General features: G+C 61.4%; 14 protein-coding genes, 3 tRNA genes and 1 pseudogene. 4 read left to right on the top strand and 14 right to left on the bottom strand.

All coding sequences use genetic code 11. From position 1 onward, the window contains the following. Positions 1-10: 10 nt before the first annotated feature. Positions 11-1,156 carry a cystathionine beta-lyase gene (gene metC, locus G405_RS0100090; RefSeq protein WP_022699455.1) on the top strand — a complete coding sequence of 382 codons (1,146 nt, stop codon included), beginning with the start codon at positions 11-13 and terminating at the stop codon, positions 1,154-1,156. Positions 1,157-1,180: 24 nt separating this feature from the next. Here metC and G405_RS0100085 read toward each other — a convergent pair whose 3' ends face one another. The 4 genes from G405_RS0100085 to G405_RS0100070 are packed head-to-tail and all read right to left on the bottom strand — an operon-like array spanning position 1,181 to position 5,284. Then, positions 1,181-2,356, bottom strand: coding sequence for an ABC transporter permease (locus G405_RS0100085; protein ID WP_022699454.1), 1,176 nt, complete (start codon positions 2,354-2,356; stop codon positions 1,181-1,183). Positions 2,357-2,361: 5 nt separating this feature from the next. Beyond that, the gene (locus G405_RS0100080; protein ID WP_022699453.1) at positions 2,362-3,519 is read right to left on the bottom strand and encodes an ABC transporter permease; all 1,158 of its coding nucleotides are present in this window, start codon (positions 3,517-3,519) and stop codon (positions 2,362-2,364) included. After that, on the bottom strand, positions 3,516-4,208 hold the full coding sequence (locus tag G405_RS0100075; protein ID WP_022699452.1) for an ABC transporter ATP-binding protein: 693 nt from the start codon (positions 4,206-4,208) through the stop codon (positions 3,516-3,518). The genes G405_RS0100080 and G405_RS0100075 overlap by 4 nt, the downstream gene beginning before the upstream one ends. Before the next feature lie 35 nt (positions 4,209-4,243). Continuing rightward, entirely contained in the window at positions 4,244-5,284 is a 1,041-nt protein-coding gene (locus tag G405_RS0100070) for an efflux RND transporter periplasmic adaptor subunit (protein WP_022699451.1), read from the bottom strand. Positions 5,285-5,565: 281 nt separating this feature from the next. Here G405_RS0100070 and G405_RS0100065 point away from each other — a divergent pair, with 281 nt between their 5' ends. Further along, positions 5,566-7,203 carry a SulP family inorganic anion transporter gene (locus tag G405_RS0100065; protein ID WP_028284413.1) on the top strand — a complete coding sequence of 546 codons (1,638 nt, stop codon included), beginning with the start codon at positions 5,566-5,568 and terminating at the stop codon, positions 7,201-7,203. A 5-nt stretch (positions 7,204-7,208) separates the two neighbouring features. Here the strand turns inward: G405_RS0100065 and G405_RS0100060 are convergent, their stop codons facing one another. From G405_RS0100060 to G405_RS14545, 5 genes are all read right to left on the bottom strand, one after another. After that, positions 7,209-7,628, bottom strand: coding sequence for a hypothetical protein (locus G405_RS0100060; RefSeq protein ID WP_022699449.1), 420 nt, complete (start codon positions 7,626-7,628; stop codon positions 7,209-7,211). 24 nt (positions 7,629-7,652) lie between these two features. After that, positions 7,653-7,729: transfer RNA gene (locus G405_RS0100055), tRNA-Arg, on the bottom strand. A 98-nt stretch (positions 7,730-7,827) separates the two neighbouring features. Beyond that, positions 7,828-8,133 carry an ETC complex I subunit gene (locus G405_RS0100050; protein WP_022699448.1) on the bottom strand — a complete coding sequence of 102 codons (306 nt, stop codon included), beginning with the start codon at positions 8,131-8,133 and terminating at the stop codon, positions 7,828-7,830. Between the two features lie 70 nt (positions 8,134-8,203). Beyond that, positions 8,204-8,280, bottom strand: a tRNA-Pro gene (locus G405_RS0100045). A gap of 44 nt (positions 8,281-8,324) precedes the next feature. Continuing rightward, entirely contained in the window at positions 8,325-8,888 is a 564-nt protein-coding gene (locus tag G405_RS14545; RefSeq protein ID WP_022699447.1) for a DUF192 domain-containing protein, read from the bottom strand. A gap of 162 nt (positions 8,889-9,050) precedes the next feature. Here G405_RS14545 and ppa point away from each other — a divergent pair, with 162 nt between their 5' ends. After that, entirely contained in the window at positions 9,051-9,581 is a 531-nt protein-coding gene (gene ppa / locus G405_RS0100035; protein WP_022699446.1) for an inorganic diphosphatase, read from the top strand. A gap of 130 nt (positions 9,582-9,711) precedes the next feature. Here ppa and G405_RS0100030 read toward each other — a convergent pair. From G405_RS0100030 to G405_RS0100015, 4 genes are all read right to left on the bottom strand, one after another. Then, positions 9,712-9,786: transfer RNA gene (locus G405_RS0100030), tRNA-Glu, on the bottom strand. 89 nt (positions 9,787-9,875) lie between these two features. Beyond that, a complete protein-coding gene (recJ, locus tag G405_RS0100025) occupies positions 9,876-11,657 on the bottom strand; it encodes a single-stranded-DNA-specific exonuclease RecJ (protein ID WP_022699445.1) in 1,782 nt (593 codons plus the stop codon). A gap of 5 nt (positions 11,658-11,662) precedes the next feature. Beyond that, a complete protein-coding gene (gene glpX, locus G405_RS0100020; protein ID WP_022699444.1) occupies positions 11,663-12,622 on the bottom strand; it encodes a class II fructose-bisphosphatase in 960 nt (319 codons plus the stop codon). A gap of 39 nt (positions 12,623-12,661) precedes the next feature. Further along, positions 12,662-12,970: a hypothetical protein gene (locus tag G405_RS0100015; RefSeq protein WP_022699443.1), complete on the bottom strand. Its 309-nt coding sequence runs from the start codon at positions 12,968-12,970 to the stop codon at positions 12,662-12,664. A gap of 93 nt (positions 12,971-13,063) precedes the next feature. On the opposite strand from G405_RS0100015, the gene phaC reads away from it, so the two are divergent. Beyond that, a complete protein-coding gene (gene phaC, locus G405_RS0100010) occupies positions 13,064-15,061 on the top strand; it encodes a class I poly(R)-hydroxyalkanoic acid synthase (protein ID WP_022699442.1) in 1,998 nt (665 codons plus the stop codon). Here the strand turns inward: phaC and G405_RS17055 are convergent. Beyond that, positions 15,058-15,266: pseudogene (locus tag G405_RS17055) on the bottom strand (SAM-dependent methyltransferase); the annotation flags it as partial. The gene phaC and the pseudogene G405_RS17055 overlap by 4 nt on opposite strands.

Below are 15,266 nucleotides of genomic sequence, written 5' to 3'. Positions count from 1 at the left end.
GCGCGTCGACATGAAACGCGACACCCGACTGATCCATTCCGGTCAACCTCGCCGCAGCGACGATTTGGTCAATCCGCCGATCGAGCGCGCTTCGACCGTGGTCGCGCCCTCAACGGCCGAGCTGTACAACCCTACTCCGCCTCGGCGCCATTACGGGCGTGGCGGGCTAAGCCCCAATACAGAATTACGTGACGCGATCGCTCAGCTTTATGAAGCGGACCACGTGGCGCTGGCGCCGTCCGGGCTGGCGAGCGTGATCCTGGCGCTTCGCACGGCCCTGCCCGAGCAGCCTTCAGGCATGCAAGCGCTGATTACCGATTCCGCCTACGGACCGGTGCGGCGCTTCTGTGATGAAGAATTGCCGCGCTATGGCGTGACGCCAGTCTATTACGACCCGCGAATTGGCGCAGACATCTCGACTTTGCTCGCCAAACCGACCGCGCTCGTGCTTCTGGAAGCTCCCGGATCCTTGACGTTTGAGGTGCAGGACATCGCCGCCATCGCCCGCGCAGCCCGAGACGCCGGCGCCGCCAGCGTGATCGACGACACCTGGAGTGCGGGCCTGTTGATGAATCCGCTTGAGCTGGGCGTGGATTACGCAGCCCAGGCGCTGACCAAATATGTCGGCGGGCATTCCGATTTCCTGATGGGGGCGGTGGCCGCGCGCGGAGACGCGGCGGCGCGCCTGAAAGACAAGGATGTCTTGTTCGGCGGCCATGTTTCGCCCGATGACGCTTATCTGTGCCTGCGCGGTTTGCGGACATTGTCCTTGCGGATCGAACGCTCCGGCGCTTCTGGTCTCGCCATCGCCCGCCAGCTTGAGGATCACCCCAGGATCGCCCGCGTGTTGCATCCAGGCCTTGAGAGCCATCCCGACCATGCCCTGTTCGCGCGCCAGTTCAGCGGCTCATCGGGCTGTTTCGCCTTTGTGCTGGACGGGATGGACGCGCGGGCGGGCGAAGCGATTGCAGAGTCTCTGCATCTGTTTCGCCTGGGGTTCAGCTGGGGCGGCTATGAAAGCCTGATCCTGCCCTGCGACCGCCAGATCCGGCGCACCGCCGTGCCCTGGACAGCCGAAGGCGCTCTTCTGCGCCTGTCTGTGGGACTTGAGGATGTGGACGACCTCTGGGCGGATCTGACTCAGGCGCTTGGCTGAGAGTCAGACCCGCCCCGAAGGCGTCTAGCCGTGCACTTCCAGGAGCGGCACGCGAGAGGCGCGCAAGGCCGGGAAAAAGCCGCCCAGCAAGCCCACCAGCAGCGCCAGGACCACCCCGTTCACCACCGCTGCGGGCGTTACCGCGAACGAGAACACCACTTGTGTGAAGCTGCCGCCAAGGGTGGATGCGCTCACGCCGTCAAAGACGAAATAGGTGATCAAGGCCCCTACAAGGCCGCCGATAAAGGCGAGCATCAGGGACTCCACCAGCGTTCCCACAAAGGCGGCGAAACCTGAAAAGCCCAAAGTCCGCAAGGTGGCGATCTCGCGAATGCGCGAATCCACCGAGGCGTACATGGCGTTCCACGCCCCGGCGAGCGCGCCGACGGCCATGATGATGGCCAAAGGCCAGCCCAGATACATGATCAGATTGGACAACCCACCCGCTGATTGGGCGAAGAAGTCCTTCTCCGTTTCTACATCGAGATCCAGACGCGGTTCGTTTTCCACATAGTCCTGAAGTTCGGTCAGGCCGGTTTCGCCATCAAGCTCTACCCGGATCGACTGATAGCTCGCGCCGCGTTGATAAAGATTCTGAACAGTGCCGATATCGGCCCAGATCTCGGAATCAAAGACTGAACCGCCGGTCGAGAAGATGCCGACAATGCGCCATTCATTGGGGCCCATGCGGATGGTGGAGTTCAAATCAAAACCGGAGAACTCCCGGATGACGCCCTCGCCCACCACGATCTCGTTGGAGCCTTCGGCGAACATGCGGCCCTGAACGATCTGGAAGTTTTCGCGCAGGCGCGGCGCCATCTCATCCACGCCCCGCAAGGACAGGCTGGCGTCATTGCCGGTCGAGCGTTTGGTCGCGTCGGTGATGACATACAGCTCGGCCGACAGAATGGCGTTCCCTTCCGCATCCCGAGCCACGCCGGGTGCGGTTTCGATCAGGCGCACCGTATCCCGTCCAAAGCCGGAATTGAGTTCAGCTTGAGCGCCAGAGCGCAGAAGGACGGCGATCTGCTCTGATCCGGTCCCGCTGACGGTGGCGCGGAAGCCGTTGGCCATGGCGAGGAAGCCCAGAAGGACGCCCACCACCAGAGCGATGGAGAGGATGGTCGCCAGCGACATGCCCCAGCGTTGCGGGATGGAGCGCAGATTGATCGAGGTGACCGCAAGAATTTGCGAGATCATGGCGATTACTCCTTACCCAAAGCGTCGACGATTTTCAGACGCATGGCGTTGAGGGCCGGTACAAACCCGGTCACGAGACCGAAGGCGATCATCAGGCCAAACGCCTGGATCCAGGTGTCTCGGCCCACACCAAGGCCCGGCAATTGCCCACCTGCGACCTGGGCGATGCCGCTGAGCAGGAGCACGGCGGCCCCCAGTCCCAACAAGCCTCCGACCAGGCTGAGGAGCACTGATTCCGACATCACATGGGTGAAGATGCGCGAGGATGAGAAACCAAGCGTCTTCATGACGCCCACTTCCTTGGTCCGCTCATTGATCGCCATCACCATGGTGGTGCCTACGATCATCAAAATGGTGGCGAAGGCCGCGCTGACGACAAGGCTCAGGATCAATCCGATATTGCCCAGCTGTTCGACAAACGCCTGGGAAAACGCGGCTTCGGTGGTGGTTTCGGTTTCAGCCGGCGAGTTGGCGAACATGTCGTCAATCCGCTGAGACACCGCATCATTGATCGCTGGATCCCCTGTCAGCATGATCATCCAGCCGATCTGGTCGCGATTGAACGCCAGCGCTTCGTTGTAATAGTCGTACTGCATCAAGAGGTAGTTGGTGGGGAGGTCCTCATCTTCCGTGGTCAGGATCGCACAGACCTCCACATCCCAGGCGCTGGAGCCGTCCTGCTGCCGCCAGATGTTCGAGCTGAGCGGGAAACGATCCCCCACACTCCATTCATACTGTTCGGCGAGATCCGCCCCGACGGCAACGCAATCGCGGCGTTCAGCCAGTGCGGCGCGCTGGTCGGCGGGCAGCTCCAGTTCGGGGTAGACGACCAGATAGCTGTCCATATCCACGACGAATGACTGCACGAAGTTGCGCACGTCCTGGAAATACCCGCCAAACCAGGAGGCGTGCGTGACGGCCTGCACGCCATCCACACCTTCAACCCGACCCCAATAGGCGAAAGGCATGGTCTGGGTGAAATTGATCTTGTTCACCGTCACTAGGCGGTCAGCCCGCGACAGTTCTTCAGAAGAGTTGAGCACCCGGTCGATCGAGGCGAGCGCGCCAAAAATCAGGAAGGCCGTCATGATCGAGAGGATCAGCAGGATCGCGCGGGTTTTCTTCCTGAACAGGGATTTGCGTATGAGCGTGAGGTCATTCATGCCATCGCTCCGGATTCCACAAAGCGCCCTTTATCAAGGTGCAATTCGCGACGGGCGTATTTGGCGGCCGCCGGGTCGTGGGTGACCATGACGATCGTCTTGCCGAGCTCTGAATTGAGCAGCTGCAGCGTTTCAAGGATTTCGTCCGCGGTGGTGCGATCAAGATCGCCCGTCGGCTCGTCACAGAGCAGCACGTCGGGATCGGCGACCAGCGCCCGGGCAATGGCGACACGCTGTTGCTGACCCCCTGAAAGCTGGCGAGGACGGTGTTTGCCGCGATCGGCCAGCTTGACCACTTCCAGAGCGGTCTGAACCCGACGCTTGCGTTCCTTGCCAGACAGATTGGTCAGCAGTAACGGCAATTCCACGTTCTGGGCCGCCGTCAGGGTCGGCATCAGATTATAGAATTGGAAGATGAAGCCCACATGGCTCGAGCGCCATTTGGACAGCTTCGCCTGGCTGAGATTGTCGATCCGGAGCCCGTTGCAGACCACCTGCCCGCCAGAAGGCTTGTCGATGCCGCCCAGAAGGTTGAGCAAGGTTGTCTTGCCAGACCCGGACGGCCCCATGATCGCGATGAAATCACCGCGATTGATGGTCATGGTCAGGTCTTCAAAGATCGCAACGCTCTCTTTGCCGCGGGTATAACGCTTGGAGAGATTTGTGAGTTCGTAGAGCACGTCGGTCATGATCTGTCCCTATCGCCTGGTGCTGAGATCGAAATTCAGTCTTGTTCGAGAAACGTCACGCGGGCGGCCATGTCCGGCAGGACCCGGTCATCACGCTCTCCCAGAGCCACGCGGACGCGGATGGTCGCCCGAGCGCGGTCTGCTGTGGGAATGATGGCTTCCACATGGGCGGGAATGCGCCAGTCCGGGTAAGCGTCCAGAATGGCCTCAACGCGCTGGCCGGCCCGCACGCGCTGGATCTGGCCCTCGTTCACATCCACTTCGAGCTCCAGGCTGTCCATGTCGACCAGGGTCGCAATGCCGGTCCGGGTGAAGCCGCCGCCTGCGGATACAGGTGAGAGGATCTCACCGACTTGCGCGTTCTTGGCGATCACCACGCCGCCAAACGGCGCGCGCACCACATGACGGTCCACATAATCGCGCTGGCTGCGTACGCGCACACGGGCGGCGGCAAGATCCGCACGCGCGGCGCTGAGCTGAGCCTGAAGGCTGTCGAGCTGGGCCTGTTCGGCGGTCCGTCGTGAATCGGTCGCGTAGCCTGAGCTGATCAGCTGTTCTGTACGGGTCAGTTGCGTGCGCGCTTCAGTCACTTGCGCGGCGAACGATTGCGCCCGCTCGGCTGCAGCCGCCTGCTGAGCTTCAAACAGATCAAGATCGATGCGGGCGCGATCATCATCGAGATAGGCGAGCACTTCGCCCTCCTCGACCACGGCGCCTTCTTCAATCAGCACATCGCGGATGCGGCCCGTGATCTCTGCGGAAACCGTCGCTTGTCGGCGCGCCACCACATACCCGGACGCCACAAGGCCCGAGCTTGGCGCGGGACGCGTTGATGCCGTTGGTGTGGCGGCAGGCGCCGTCTCGACCGTTTCAACGCTGCGGTCCGGTCTTTCCGTCGTGACCGCCGGAGCGGGTTCAGCCTTGGGAGAGAAATACCAGGCAGCGCCGGCGCCGCCACCGCCCGCCAGTACAATTGCGACCAGAAGCGCCACCCATCCGGGTCCGCCCGATCCGTGCGACTCCTGGGTTCGCTCAATCGTCAGAGAGTGCAATTGCTCTGTTCGTTCGTCATTCATGCGTCATGCCCCCTGTGCGCTATTCGCGCGAGCAGTGTATCAGTTCCCGCCATGGGCGCTGGAGAAATCGATTAGTCGGTCCCGGCCTCGCCCATGGATTTCACTTAGCCCCTGTCTCCGGGCGCGCGTTAGTGACAGGTGTCACCCAGCGTCAAATCCGTTCAACGCGAAACAAAATAATCAGGGCCGAGTGTTGCGTTGCAGCAAGGGCCGTGTCAGAGCACGCAGCTTGTTTGCCGCTCAATGGCGCACACTATCTTATCCAGCCGGGATCTATCGTGATGGTCAAAGCCACCCTCAACGCGCTTGTGGAACGTCTTTCTCTGACCGAGCAGGACGCGAACCTGTCTCTGACCAACCCCAATCGGCTGAAAACCGAAGTGCTGGCCGGTTTGACGGTGGCGCTGGCGCTGGTGCCTGAAGCAGTGGCCTTCGCCTTTGTGGCCGGCGTGCATCCGCTGGTTGGCCTGTATGCGGCTTTTATCGTGGGCCTGATCACCGCGGTGTTCGGCGGCCGTCCGGGAATGATCTCGGGCGCGACGGGCGCGCTGGCGGTCGTGATGGTGGCGCTGGTGGCCGAACATGGCGTTGAATACCTGTTCGCGACCGTCGTGCTGATGGGCGTGCTTCAGCTGGGCGCGGGCATCTTCAAACTTGGCAAATTCATCCGGCTGGTGCCGACCCCGGTGATGCTGGGCTTTGTGAACGGCCTGGCCATCGTGATTTTCCTCGCCCAGCTGGGCCAGTTCCAGGTTCCAGGCTCCGACCATGGCGGCGGCGGTCACGGACTGGCGGGAGGCGACTGGCTGACTGGTGTCCCATTGATGGTGATGCTGGGACTGACGGGCCTGACCATGCTCGTCATCTGGGCGTTGCCAAAGTTCACCAAGGCGATCCCGGCGCCGCTGGCGGGCATCGCCATCACCGCCGCCATCGTCATCGGCTTTGGTCTGGACGCGCCGCGCGTGGGCGATCTCGCCAGCATTCAGGGCGGGCTGCCGGGCTTCCACATCCCCACTGTGCCGCTGAATTTCGAAACGCTTCAGATCATTTTCCCCTATGCGCTGGTCCTGGCCGCCATCGGTCTGATTGAAAGCCTTCTGACGCTTAACCTTGTGGGTGAGATGACCGGCAAACGCGGCGGCGCGTCCCAGGAATGCGTGGCTCAAGGCGCAGCGAACCTGGTCACCGGTTTCTTCGGCGGCATGGGCGGTTGCGCCATGATCGGCCAGTCCATGATCAATGTGCAATCGGGCGCGCGCACGCGCCTCGCCGCGATCATGGCGGCGCTGTTCTTGCTCAGCTTCATCCTGTTTGGCGCACCGCTGATCGAGCAGATCCCGCTGGCGGCGCTCACGGGGGTGATGTTCATGGTGGTGATCGGAACGTTCGCCTGGAACTCGCTCCGGATCATGTTCAAGATCCCGCGCTCTGATGCGCTGGTGATCGTTCTGGTCACGGTGGTGACCGTTCAGTACGACCTGGCCGTGGCGGTCGTCGCCGGCGTGATCGTATCCGCGCTCGTTTATGCCTGGCGCTCGGCGAAACGTCTTCATATTTCAGCCCATGACAGCCATACGGTGCCCGGCGCGAAAACCTATGAACTGGACGGTCCGCTCTTCTTCGCCTCGACCGACAATTTCAGCGAACTGTTTGATATCGAGAACGATCCGGATGTGGTGATCGTGGACTTCAAACGCTCGCGTGTGGTGGACCAATCCGCCTTGCAGGCGATTGAGGACCTGGCGCTGAAATATGAAGCCAGCGGCAAGGAGCTTCGTCTGCGTCATCTGTCTCGAGATTGTCATCAGCTGCTGACGAAAGCCGGTCAGCTGATGATCGATTCCGATGATGATCCGGAATACCAGATCGCGACGGACTATTCGGTGAAGACGGGGGCGTTCGGCGGCGGTCACTAGAGCCGCTATTGGGCTGACCGCCCCATCAGCCAGTAGATGGCGTCGTGGCGCTCTTCAAATAGGCGCATTTCCACGGCGCCGCCGCCGGTGGGGAAGAACCGCGTCCAGGCGTCGACCGTATCCCGGATGCTGTCCTTCACGCCATAGAAGGCATTGAATTGCCGTGTGCGGGACTTGTCGCCGAAATCGCGCGCGCGTTGATTGGCGAAGCTGACAAGATCGGCGGAGGTCAGGGTGATTTCTTCAACCTCTGTGAGATTGATCAAAGTCCGGCCATGGGTCGAGATCGGGCCAACCTGCATATAGGTCATGGCTTCGCGAACCGCCGGCGCATCCATACAGGCCGGATAGATCACTTCCAGAATGTCGCGATCTTCATCGAAGACGAAGCGGAGTCGCCCCTGCCCTGAAATAGTGTCCGACATGACTGCCCCCGTGCCTTCAGCCCATGGCGACCCCGGTAGGACTCGAACCTACAACCGTCGGATTAGAAGTCCGGTGCTCTATCCAGTTGAGCTACGGGGCCTGACCGTCACCCTCATTAGAACGGAACGCCGCATCCTGTGAAGATACGGCGTTGCGGGAAAGGGTCAGTTTTAAGGGCTGCCTTGCGGCGGCTTGGCCTTAGTGAGACCAGGGTTCCTTGCGATCCGCATCGAAATTGGCGGCGTAGGATTTGATCTTGCGCGGGGTCTCGCGCACTTCACGGACCTGAAACGCGATGCCGTAACGCTGTGCGTAAGACACAGCGGCGTCCTTGGTATCGAAATGAAGGTGGATCTGACGGCGGGTGTCGCCGCTGGACGACCAGCCCATCAAGGGGTCGGGACGCTTGGCCATGGCGGGTTCAAATTCCAGCACCCAGTCCTGAGACTTGGCGCGGCCTGATTGCATGGCGGTTTTTGAAGGGCGGTAGATCTTCGCGAACATGATTCTCGTCCAGACTTGGCTGTCGACAGTCCTGTCTCACCCAAAGCTTCCTAAGAAGCCCTGAAGATGATGGTCGGGGCGGCAAGATTCGAACTTGCGACCCTCTGGTCCCAAACCAGATGCGCTACCAGGCTGCGCTACGCCCCGACATGCAAATCGTTTAGGGGGCTGCGCCGTCCGGCGCAAGCACCCTAGCGCTGCGGATCTGTTTCTTCCGCAGTCTCATCGGCAGCCATCGGCGACTCTTCGTCGGAGACATTGTCAAACAGCGGGTGTCGCACCAGGTCGCCCGGCTCGATGCCCAGCTCCAGCGTGCGCCCGCCATTGAGCTCCACCACTGCGATCACGCGATAGTCTGACGACATGGGGCGACGTGAAAACGGCTGCGCCCCGGTGACGATCTTGGCGATCTCGCCATTGGCCCGCACATAGAGAATGTCGAGCGGGATGATCGTGTTCTCCATCCAGATGGAGATGAAATCCTCACGCCCGAAATCAAACAGCATGCCGGCGTCAGGATCCATGGATTCGCGATGCATCAGACCCCGCTCACGGGAATCATCGGTGTTTGCGACTTCAACAGTGAAGGTGTGCGAGCCGAAATCCCCTTCGATGGTCAGCGGGTCAGGACCGCCATACTCAACGATAGCGTCAGGCGCAGTGGGGTCGATAGACTGCGCCAGGGCGCAGCCGGCGGAGCCGAAACCGACAAGTGCGGCGGCAGCCAGGGCAAGAATGCGAGTTCCGATCATCATGGGCGGCAAGCTAGCTCCGCCCGCCTTTGCGCGCAATCTCTCAACGCGCCTGCAGACGGTCTGAAAATCAGAAATTGTCTTGCACCGCACAAATCACTTGCAGCTGGACGCTCAACACGGTTTTTTGCGCGCCAACATTCGCGTTTCGCTGGAGGACTATTCGTGCGCATTGATAAAATCAGCGCCGGCGTGAACCCGCCTGAAGACATCAACGTCATCATCGAGGTTCCCGTCGGCGGCCAACCGGTCAAGTACGAGCTGGATAAAGACTCAGGTACGGTGTTCGTCGACCGCTTCCTGCACACCCCGATGCGCTATCCGTGCAATTACGGCTTCATGCCGCACACCCTGTCAGATGACGGCGATCCCATCGATGTGATGGTTCTGGGTCAGACCGAGCTGGTGCCGGGCTGCGTCGTGCGCGCCCGTCCGATCGGCGTGCTGATGATGGAAGACGAGAGCGGCCAGGACGAGAAGATCCTCGCCGCCCCGCACGCCAAGCTGACCCCGTTCTATGACGACATCAAAGACTATAACGATGTCCACGGCGCTCAGCTGGCGCGCATCACCCACTTCTTTGAGCACTACAAGGATCTCGAGCCCAATAAATGGGTGAAGGTTCAGGGCTGGCATGGCGTCGAACGCGCCCGCGAGATGATCACGGCCGCCATGGAGCGCGCCAAGAAGGCCTAGCCCTCTTGCCGATGAAGATCTTGAAGACGGCGCACGGGTCTCTCGTGCGCCGTTTTTCATGCACAGGCCACAAAGGCGCGACCGTTTGCTGACGCGGTTCTGAGACGATTGTGAGGAGAGGCGACGCGCGTGGCAGGCCCTAGGGGAATCGAACCCCTCTTTCCAGGTTGAAAACCTGGCGTCCTAACCGATAGACGAAGGGCCCGCATCGGTGTGGAGGCGGTGATATATCTGTCCCGGCGGTGTCATGCAAGCATGTCTGTGTAGGTTTTACAGCAATCGGTGCAGATCGTTTCAGTCCGCCTTGGCCAGATCTTCCAGATGCAGTTCCGCCTTGCGTCCATAGCGATTATCTTCGGCTTTCAGTTTGCCCGCCACGTGCCACAGCCCGTCCGGACCATTCAGCAGCGCCTGCCCCATCGGACCGTCAGCGGTGCGGAAGCTGATCCCGGTCAGACGCCCGCCGCCCGGCGATTCAAAGGTGAAACGCACATGATCGGTCCCGACCCGTTGCGCGTAACTGCGCCGCAAGGATGAGAACGCGAATCGCGGTTCGGGATTGCCGGCCCCATAGGGCGCAGCAGCGGACAGGGCCTCGCAGAACTCAAAACTGACAGCGGAGGGGCTGACGACGGCGTCCACCTGATAGGTGCGCGCTTCATCCGCCCTCGCCCATTCATCCTTGAGTGTTTCAGAGAGAAATTCAGTCAGCTCACCGATTCGCGACGCCTGGATCGTCAGGCCGCAGGCCATGGCGTGACCGCCGCCCGCTTCCAGCAGTCCCGCTTCACGCGCCGCTGCAACCGCGCCGCCCAGATTGACCCCGGCGCAGGATCGGCCGGAGCCTTTCCCAAGACCGGTTTCAGGATCAATGCCGATGACGATGGCGGGACGGTTGAAGCGTTCCTTGATCCGGCCCGCCACAATGCCGATGACGCCGGGATGCCAGTGATCGCCGGACGCGACGAGGATAGACGTGTCATCTGCAATGGATTGCGCTTCGACCTGGGTCTGCGCCTGCTCCAGGACATCGGATTCAATGGCCCGGCGTTCCGCATTGAGGGCATCCAGAGTCTGGGCGATATGAGCGGCTTCCGCTGGATCGGTCGTCATCATCAGGCGCGCGCCGAGATCAGACTGCCCCACGCGACCACCCGCATTGATGCGCGGCCCCAGCAGGAAACCCGCATGATAGGGCGAGGCCGGCCCTGTAACGCCCGCAGCGGCCGCCAAGGCCGCCATGCCGGGACGCGTCCACGCGCTCATCACTTTCAGTCCCTGGGTGACGATCGCCCGGTTCACACCCGTCAGCGGCACCACGTCACAGATCGTTCCAAGCGCGGCCAGGTCGGCAAAATCGAGAATATTGGGTTCAGCTTGATCCTTGAAAGCGCCGCGTTTGCGCCCTTCCCGGTTTAGCGCCGCCAGCAGCACGAACGTCACGCCCGCCGCCGCCAGATGCCCGCATCCGGACGCATCGCCCGGCTGATTGGGGTTCACCAGCGCATCCGCCGGGGGGATCTCGCCGTCCATCAGGTGGTGATCAATCACCACAACGGGCAGATCCATCTTGTGCGCCGCCGTCAACGGCCCGACGGACGCCGCCCCGCAATCGAGCGTGATGACCAGTCGAGCGCCTTGTTCTTTGAGATGTTTCAGCGCCGGAGCGTTCGGGCCATAGCCTTCCTCAATCCGGTCTGGCACGTAGATGATGGGTTCTGCGCCCAAAGCCCGCAGCCAGCCGCCCAGCTGAGCGGCGGAGGTGGCGCCGTCCACGTCATAATCTGCGAACAGCGCGATCCGATCGCCCGCCTCGACAGCGTCCCAGATGCGCACCGCGGCTTCGTCCATGCCTTTCAGGCTGGTCGGATCGGGAAAGCTGTCGCGGAGTTTGGGGGCGAGGAAGGCCGGGGCGGCGTCTGCGGTCAGTCCGCGCGCCGCCATCAGCCGCGCCAGAGCGTCAGAGACGCCCGTAGCGCGGGTGATCGCTTGTATGGCTGCGTCGTCAGCCGCTTTCAACCGCCAGGTCCGCCCGGCCAGAGACTGGCGGACGCCAAAAAGCGGCTCGGCGGACATCGGGCTCAAGACTGATGCGGCCGCCGGGTGGTGATGACGCGGCGCATCCCGGAAGCGGACGAGAAGACGAGAGATTGTGTCTCCACATACCCGGGGCCGAAGGTGACGCCGGAGACCATTTCGCCATGGGTCACGCCCGTGGCGATGAACAGGCAATCCTGAGACGCCAGCTCTTTGAGATCATATTTGCGATCGAGATCAGCGATCCCGACGCGTTTCGCGCGTTCACGTTCGTCGTCCGTTCGGAAGTACAAACGCCCTTGCATCTGACCGCCCAGGCATTTCAGGGCCGCTGCGCTCAAGACGCCTTCAGGCGCGCCGCCGCGACCGATATAAATGTCCGCCTCGCCGTCAGGATCGGCAGCGTTGATGCAACCCGCCACATCACCATCCGTAATGAAGTTGATGCGCGCGCCGGTCGAGCGGATCGACTCGATGATGTCTTCATGGCGTTCGCGATCCAGCACGCATGCGGTCATGTCAGACGGAGCGACGCCCTTGGCTTTCGCCAACGCTTTGACATTGTCCGCCGGGCTGGCGTCCAGATCGATGACGCCTTCAGGATAGCCCGCGCCGATGGCGATCTTGTCCATATAGGTATCTGGCGCGTTCAAGAGGCCGCCTCGCGGAGCCAGCGCCAGAACGGCCAGAGCGTTCGCCATGCCTTTCGCGGTCAGGCTTGTGCCTTCGAGCGGATCCAGGGCGATGTCGATTTCAGGCCCCTCGCCCGTTCCCACTTCCTCGCCGATATACAGCATGGGCGCTTCGTCGCGCTCGCCTTCGCCGATGACGATACGGCCTTTCATCTCGGTCGCATTCAACCCGGTGCGCATGGCGTCCACAGCGGCCTGGTCGGCGGCGATCTTGTCGCCTCGTCCCACAAGGGCGGAGGCGGCGATAGCGGCCATTTCAGCCGCATTCAGCGCGCCGGTGACAAGACGATCGAGGGCGAAACCATCGGACATGGGGAGTCTTCCTTCAGGCAATCCGGAGTAAATCGGTGTTTATTGCGGCGGTTGGGTGCGGGCGCGCTGTTCAGCGGCGTAACGTTCAGAATCAGGGTCGGGACCGCGCAGCGCCTGGCCGGCCTCCAGGACAGCGAGACCGCTTTGCAGCACATCGGCTTCGTGCAGGTGCAAATCGGTGCGTTCATCCTCGGACAGGCGCAGCGTCGGCACGAAAACAGGCGCAGCATGGGCCGGTTGCGCCGCCAAAGCGTCATCGGTCCAGCGAGGATCCTGGTGGGCTGGCGCCATCATGCAGCCGGTGAGCAGCATGGATGACAGAAGAAGAAATGCTTTTTTCAGTGTCATGGCCTTCCAGCGACCTCCTGACCGGTGGACGCGGTCGTGGCTTTCTATACGCTTTGTCCCGTGGCTGTCACCCACTGTAAGGAGTCCGGGCGAATGACAACGCGCAAATCATCTTCCAAGTCCTCTGACGGATCGCAAGCCGAACCGAAAAAGACATCGACTCCGAAAGCGTCCGTCTCGAAGGCGAAAAAGCCGACGACCAAGCGGGCTCCCAAAGCCTCTGCGGCGAAAGCCAAGAGCAAGACTTCAGCCGATGCTCCGAAACCGCCGCAGCCCGATCAGCAGGACGAACTCCTGAGCCATATGCCTCAAGCGTATCTGGAGAAGCTGGACGAAATTTCTCGCAATGTGCTCAAGGCCTCCTTGAGCGGTCAGAAGCTCCTGAGTGAGCGCGTGCGCCGGTCGCTGGAAGGCGATCCGTCCATGATGCCTCAGGCCGACCCGCTTCACGCCAATCCAGAGGTGCTGAACACCTGGGAGCATATCCTGTCTGACCCTGAATTGCTCATGCAGTCCCAGGCAGACCTCTATGCCGGGTATCTGGATCTGTGGTCGAACGCCACACGCCGGATGATGAGCGGTGAAGCGTCGGATCCGGTGATCACGCCTGACCCCGCTGACAAGCGCTGGAAATCTGACGCCTGGCGCGATCATCCGCTGTTTGACGCCATGAAGCAGTCCTATCTGCTCAATCAGAGATTTCTGATGGGTCTGGTGGAAGGCGCCAAAGGGGTTGATGAAGCGACCAAACGCAAGGTCCAGTTTCTCACCCAGCAATTGGTGGACGCCCTCGCCCCGACCAATTTCGCCCTCACCAACCCCGAGGTGCTGGAAGAAATCGTCAAGACAAAGGGCGAAAACCTGACGCGCGGCCTGATGCGTCTGGTGGAAGACCTGGAACGCGGCGACGGCCGCCTGGCGCTCAGCCAGACCGACATGACGGGCTTTGAAGTCGGCAAGGACCTCGCCACGACGCCTGGCCAGGTGGTTTATCGCAACCGGGTGATGGAACTGATCCAGTACGAACCGGTGACGGAGCAGGTTCGCAAGCGACCCTTGCTGATCGCCCCGCCGTGGATCAACAAGTTCTACATTCTCGATCTGCGCCCGCAGAGCTCGATGATCCGTTGGCTGACCGAACAGGGCTTCACGGTTTTCCTGATTTCCTGGGTGAACCCTGATGCGTCCATGAAGGACGTGACGTTCCAGGACTACATCAAAGAAGGCTTGTTTCAGTCGCTCGAAGTGATTGAAGAGGTGACCGGAGAACATCAGGTCGACACGGTCGGGTATTGCATCGGCGGCACCATGCTGGGGACGGCGCTGGCCTGGATGGCGGTCGAGCACGATGACCGCATCGCTTCCGCGACCTTCTTCGCCGCCCAGCATGACTTCAAGCTCGCCGGTGACTTGCTCGTCTTCGCGGATGAAGAATGGATCGCTGAAATCTCACGCCTGATGGACGCTCAGGGCGGCGTTCTGGACGGCCGCACCATGGCGGACACCTTCAACATGCTGCGTTCGAACGATCTTGTGTGGTCGTTCGTGATCAAGAATTATCTCTTGGGCCGAGAGCCGCAAGCCTTTGATCTTCTATACTGGAACGCCGATCAAACCCGCATGCCCAAGGCGCTGCATCTGTTTTATCTGAATGCGTTCTATCGCCAGAACTTGCTCGCGGAGGGCAAGCTGGAGCTGGACGGTCATCTGCTGAACATGAAAGACGTCCAGATCCCGATCTTCATGCAGGCGAGCCAGAAAGACCATATCGCTCCGGCCGACAGCGTGTACCGATCGGCCCGCCTGTTTGGCGGACCGGTTGAATACATGATGGCGGGCTCAGGCCATATCGCCGGCGTGGTGAACCATCCCGACGCCCAGAAATATCAGCACTGGATCAACACCAAGCTGCCTGAAACGCGCGAAGACTGGATGAAGGATGCAGTCGAGTATCCCGGCTCCTGGTGGCCGCACTGGCGAGACTGGCTGCTGGCGCTCAGTGATGAACAGGTTCCCGCCCGGCAACCGGGAGGCGGCGTCAGAGAACCGCTCTGCCCGGCGCCGGGGGAGTACGTGAAGGTTCGAAGCTAGAGCAAAGGCTTGCGGGCGATGACAAACACCGTCGGCGCTTTCGCCGGACGGTGGGTATAGGTGATGTCAAACCCCGCCTGCCGCATTTCGTCGATCAGCCGTGTTTGGCGGAAAATCTGAAAATCTGGCCAGCCGCCAAACAGACGCATGATCGGCTTGATCAGCGCCAGAAACCACATGCCGTCTCCCAGACAGGCCGTGCTGG

The organism is Oceanicaulis alexandrii DSM 11625 (genome assembly GCF_000420265.1).
Lineage (GTDB): Bacteria > Pseudomonadota > Alphaproteobacteria > Caulobacterales > Maricaulaceae > Oceanicaulis > Oceanicaulis alexandrii.
The sequence above is the reverse complement of the archived record's forward strand: the minus strand, read 5'-3'. Positions and strand labels throughout refer to the sequence as shown.

What these genes read in the sequence shown, in the direction of transcription:
- G405_RS14545 (WP_022699447.1), bottom strand. Translation starts at nt 8,888, where the DNA reads ATGATGATCGGAACTCGCATTCTTGCCCTGGCTGCCGCCGCACTTGTC.
- recJ (WP_022699445.1), bottom strand. Translation starts at nt 11,657, where the DNA reads ATGTCCGCCGAGCCGCTTTTTGGCGTCCGCCAGTCTCTGGCCGGGCGG.
- G405_RS0100080 (WP_022699453.1), bottom strand. Translation starts at nt 3,519, where the DNA reads ATGAATGACCTCACGCTCATACGCAAATCCCTGTTCAGGAAGAAAACC.
- G405_RS0100060 (WP_022699449.1), bottom strand. Translation starts at nt 7,628, where the DNA reads ATGTCGGACACTATTTCAGGGCAGGGGCGACTCCGCTTCGTCTTCGAT.
- G405_RS0100050 (WP_022699448.1), bottom strand. Translation starts at nt 8,133, where the DNA reads ATGTTCGCGAAGATCTACCGCCCTTCAAAAACCGCCATGCAATCAGGC.
- G405_RS0100085 (WP_022699454.1), bottom strand. Translation starts at nt 2,356, where the DNA reads ATGATCTCGCAAATTCTTGCGGTCACCTCGATCAATCTGCGCTCCATC.
- G405_RS0100075 (WP_022699452.1), bottom strand. Translation starts at nt 4,208, where the DNA reads ATGACCGACGTGCTCTACGAACTCACAAATCTCTCCAAGCGTTATACC.
- G405_RS0100015 (WP_022699443.1), bottom strand. Translation starts at nt 12,970, where the DNA reads ATGACACTGAAAAAAGCATTTCTTCTTCTGTCATCCATGCTGCTCACC.
- G405_RS0100070 (WP_022699451.1), bottom strand. Translation starts at nt 5,284, where the DNA reads ATGAATGACGAACGAACAGAGCAATTGCACTCTCTGACGATTGAGCGA.
- phaC (WP_022699442.1), top strand. Translation starts at nt 13,064, where the DNA reads ATGACAACGCGCAAATCATCTTCCAAGTCCTCTGACGGATCGCAAGCC.
- metC (WP_022699455.1), top strand. Translation starts at nt 11, where the DNA reads ATGAAACGCGACACCCGACTGATCCATTCCGGTCAACCTCGCCGCAGC.
- glpX (WP_022699444.1), bottom strand. Translation starts at nt 12,622, where the DNA reads ATGTCCGATGGTTTCGCCCTCGATCGTCTTGTCACCGGCGCGCTGAAT.
- G405_RS0100065 (WP_028284413.1), top strand. Translation starts at nt 5,566, where the DNA reads ATGGTCAAAGCCACCCTCAACGCGCTTGTGGAACGTCTTTCTCTGACC.